Origin of the sequence: Dyadobacter sp. (genome assembly GCF_051859145.1) — a bacterium.
Taxonomy (GTDB): domain Bacteria; phylum Bacteroidota; class Bacteroidia; order Cytophagales; family Spirosomataceae; genus Dyadobacter.
In genome coordinates, this window is sequence record NZ_JBHYGF010000477.1 from 1 (window position 1) to 2,700 (window position 2,700).

Annotated in this window: 4 protein-coding genes; 2 read left to right on the forward strand and 2 right to left on the reverse strand. The window is 41.8% G+C overall.

The features are described from left to right. The coding region (locus ACTIE6_RS22280) for a Tn3 family transposase (RefSeq protein WP_439558728.1) at positions 1-1,351 on the forward strand (1,351 nt) is incomplete at its 5' end. A 30-nt stretch (positions 1,352-1,381) separates the two neighbouring features. On the opposite strand, the gene ACTIE6_RS22285 is transcribed toward ACTIE6_RS22280, so the two are convergent. Beyond that, positions 1,382-1,732 (reverse strand): diacylglycerol/lipid kinase family protein, encoded by a 351-nt coding sequence (locus ACTIE6_RS22285; RefSeq protein ID WP_439558729.1) that lies wholly within the window; start codon positions 1,730-1,732, stop codon positions 1,382-1,384. A gap of 19 nt (positions 1,733-1,751) precedes the next feature. Between ACTIE6_RS22285 and ACTIE6_RS22290 the strand changes: the two genes are divergently transcribed. After that, positions 1,752-1,904, forward strand: a complete 153-nt coding sequence (locus ACTIE6_RS22290; RefSeq protein WP_171036655.1) for a hypothetical protein — start codon at positions 1,752-1,754, stop codon at positions 1,902-1,904. 483 nt (positions 1,905-2,387) lie between these two features. On the opposite strand, the gene ACTIE6_RS22295 is transcribed toward ACTIE6_RS22290, so the two are convergent. Continuing rightward, positions 2,388-2,700, reverse strand: a 313-nt coding sequence (locus tag ACTIE6_RS22295) for a TerC family protein (RefSeq protein ID WP_439558730.1), incomplete at its 5' end; no start/stop codon positions are given.

Genomic DNA, 2,700 nt, shown 5'->3' on the forward strand with positions numbered 1-2,700 from the left:
AGAAGGGCAATGGCATATGCACAGGTACAAACCTGACGATAATGAAATTGAAGACCCACAGAATCTATATCCGCAGAATAGGGCAGTATCACTATTGGAAGTGTTAACAACGATCGATCAGGTCAGCGGTTTTAACAGGGCTTTTCAACATAAGGGAATTGATTATTTACCACCACGGCCGGAGGACAAATTATTTTTTGCATCCATCATCGGATTAGGTTGCAACATTGGTATTTCCAAAATGTCAATGATTTCCAAAAACATATCAGCCAGTGCATTACAGACTACTTCGATTCAATATTTTTCACCTGATATGACTTTGAAGGCTAATGACCTTGTGGTTGAATTCAGCAACAAATTACCTTTGACGGATAAGTTTCGGATCCACCCTGGCTTTATTCATACCAGCAGCGATGGACAAAAATATGATGTGTCAGTTGCATCGCTAAGGGCCGCATGGTCATTTAAATATTTTGGTAATGGAAAAGGTGTGACCGTTTATTCTCATTTGGATGAAGCCGGCCAGCTCTTTTATTCAACTTCTTTCAGTTCGGCAGACCATGAAGCGCCGTATATGATTGATGGTCTTATGCACAACCGGGTAATACAATCGGATGCACATTCAACGGATACTGGTGGATTTTCTGAAATTATATTTGCCATTACCGCCTTACTCGGAATAGCCTTCAGGCCACGACTTGCCAAAATTCATGAACACAATTTATTTTCAATTGACGCGGTTTCAACCTACCGGGAGTTAGGGTATCACATCAAGCCAGACTCAAAAATTAACTTTGAATTGATTATAGAGCATTGGGGCGAGATTCTAAGGTTTATCACAACGATCAAACTAGGCTATGCAAAGGCATCTACATTGATCCGGAGATTAAATTCCTATTCCAGGCAGCACCCACTTTACAAAGCGCTCAAAGAACTCGGCCGAATCTATAAAACGCTATATATACTCCAATATATGGACGAGCCTGCTGTCCGAAGATCCGTTGAACGGGTTTTAAGCAAAGTAGAAAACAGCAATAAGTTCGCCAAAGCCATTTCCCATGGTAACAATCAGCAACTGATCGGCGCAACTTACCGGGAACAGCTTACGGCAGAAGGCTGCAAAAGGTTGATTGCCAACTCTATTAACTGTTGGAACCTGCTTCATTTATCGGAAAGTCTGGCGGGATGTAAAAAGCCTTTGGACAGAGAGGCATTATTAAAAAACATATTGGCCACATCCACCCACAGCTGGGAGCATATCAATATGCTTGGTGAGTATGATTTTTCAGAAAAGGTAGATTTTCAAACCTTTAACCTCGATGAGATCTTCAATGATGGCGCTGAGATTTGAATGCAGCTCATCTATACCCGGTCAATTTTGCTACGCGAAACCCGTGGCGCTTTTTGTACTAACTTTTAATTTAACCCGTAGTTCTGCTTTTATGTCGAGTGATTTAGAAATATTATTGGCCGTTCCCAAAGGAAAAACAACAACAGGAATTTTGTTGGCTAGCTTTCTCGTTTTTAATCTTTTCAAAACTTTGCCGACCGTGCCATCTCCACCGGCGGCCACTATCAGGTCGGTATCTTTTTTGAAATTTTTATAGCCTTTCTTTTTGGTTGAATAATAGCGGCACTCATATCCGTGTCTTTCGATCAGGGCAACAAGCTCTTTTTTGGAATGCGCCTGGTCGCCTGCTTTGGGATTATGGAATACGGTAACTGATTTCATAAAATTCAATTGGGTTAATATGGATAATTGCAGCGGCTCAGCAAGATTTCAGGAATGGTCGGCTTATAATGTCAGGGCCGCAAACAGCCAGATGCTGGCTTCTGCCCGGTCGTGCGACTCCAAAAACAATCGTTCCATGCTGGCACAGAAACCTTCTTTCAAAGGAAGATAAGTTATGACAGTAGCAATAATAGAGATCATTTTAAGGATAGCAGCCATCCTTGGCGGTGCTTTTACAGTTCTGTCGAAGCTGTTTGGAAGACACGACTCATTCGCGTAAAACGGAAAGGACCGATGTATGAATAGAATTTAATAACCTGATAAGGAGGATTTAAAAAGAATTAGGGAAACGCTAGATAAATAATGCCAGCAAGGTCACCTGATGCATCGTTGCTCATAGAATAAGTCATCTTACAATACTTGACGCTTGTTGTGTCGTTCGTGTATGAGATTATGTTAAATCAATCCAGGTAGAGCTTCCTGAATGAATTCTTGTCACCCGTTCCAAGTTAGGTTATCCTGATAGGCCAGGTCTTTGGCTGGGTTACTTATACAAAAGTGTGCTCAAACGTATTTATTAAAAAATTAACAGGAGGTTAGAAGTATTTTGCACTACTTGCATTATTAAGTGCAATCAATGCTAAAATGGCAAGGTCTATAATTGAGCTTTATGGACGGTGTCTTTGATTAACTGCTCCTCACCCGGCCGGTAATGTTCACGGGTTGTTACCGGCTGTCCTCTACCTTTATTCATGCGCATCTGAAAGACGTCCACCAACAGAGAGAATGCCATTGAGAAGTAAATGTACCCTTTGGGGATTTCGAGCCCAAAACCTTCACTTACAAGCGAGAAGCCAATCAAAAGCAAAAATGACAGTGCGAGCATTTTGAAAGCCGGGTGGCGGTTCACGAAATCGCTTATCTTCTCAGCTGCCAGCAGCATCAATATCACCGTCACAATGACGGCT

Coding starts and splice junctions, on each gene's coding strand:
- ACTIE6_RS22285 (WP_439558729.1), bottom strand. CDS start 1,732: ATGAAATCAGTTACCGTATTCCATAATCCCAAAGCAGGCGACCAGGCG.
- ACTIE6_RS22290 (WP_171036655.1), top strand. CDS start 1,752: ATGGATAATTGCAGCGGCTCAGCAAGATTTCAGGAATGGTCGGCTTAT.